The organism is Gilvimarinus sp. 1_MG-2023, assembly GCF_030548285.1.
The window spans coordinates 1-244 of record NZ_JAUOSC010001518.1 but is presented as its reverse complement, the minus strand read 5'-3'; the positions used below and the strand labels follow the sequence as shown (position 1 = coordinate 244).

General features: G+C 57.4%; 1 protein-coding gene. It reads right to left on the bottom strand.

Annotated elements, in window-relative coordinates; translation table 11 throughout:
- A partial coding sequence (locus Q4563_RS21900; protein WP_303606039.1) for an FAD-binding oxidoreductase occupies positions 1-244 on the bottom strand: 244 nt, incomplete at both ends.

Here is a 244-nt window from a genome sequence, read left to right as displayed (position 1 = left end):
GTGCCACAACACATACCGGATGCGTTGTTGGCCACAATACCGCCGATTTTACAGGCATTGATGGAGGCAGGATCAGGGCCAATCTTACGCTGGAACGGGGCCAACTTACGGTTGGCATGGGCACCGATCACTCCGGGCTGTACCCGCAACTTGCCCCCTTCTTCCAGTACTTCCATGCCGTTCCAGGTGGGGGCCAGGCGTACCAGAATACCGTCAGTAACGGCCTGACCAGACAAACTGGTAC